Annotated in this window: 1 protein-coding gene; it reads right to left on the reverse strand. The window is 70.8% G+C overall.

From position 1 onward, the window contains the following. The coding region (gene mreC / locus FQ746_RS30395; protein ID WP_144113523.1) for a rod shape-determining protein MreC at positions 1-493 on the reverse strand (493 nt) is incomplete at both ends.

Consider the following 493-nt stretch of genomic DNA (forward strand, 5'->3'; position numbering starts at 1 on the left):
ATCGCCCTTCGGCGTGCCGTAGATCACGCTGCGCAGCCCGGTGCGCAGCACCTGCACGGGAATCGCCAGGTCGCGATCGGTGATCAGGGTGATCTCGGACTGCAGCGGGAACACGCGCGTGACCTGGCCGACCACGCCGTCCTCGGTCACCACCGGCGCGCCGTTCTGGATGTCGTCGTGCGAGCCGTGGCCGATCACCACCTTCTGCGAGAACGGATCGCTGGTGTCGTACTGGATCTCGACCGGGGTGGACTGGGCGGCGATCCGCGCGCGCAGGCCCAGCACGGCGCGCAGGTGCGCCTTGTCGGACATCAGCTGGCCGGCCTGGTTGGCCTGCAGCGACAGCGCCAGATTGCGCTCGCGCAGCTGCTGGTTGTCGTGGCGCAGCGAGGCATTGGTGGCGGCGAGGTCGGCGGCGCCCATGAACAGGTCGCGCGGCACCAGCGCGGCCCGTTGCAGCGGGAACAGCGCGGTGCCCAGGATGCCCCGGACG

The sequence above is a fragment of the Paraburkholderia sp. BCC1886 genome, from assembly GCF_900996245.1.
GTDB lineage: Bacteria > Pseudomonadota > Gammaproteobacteria > Burkholderiales > Burkholderiaceae > Paraburkholderia.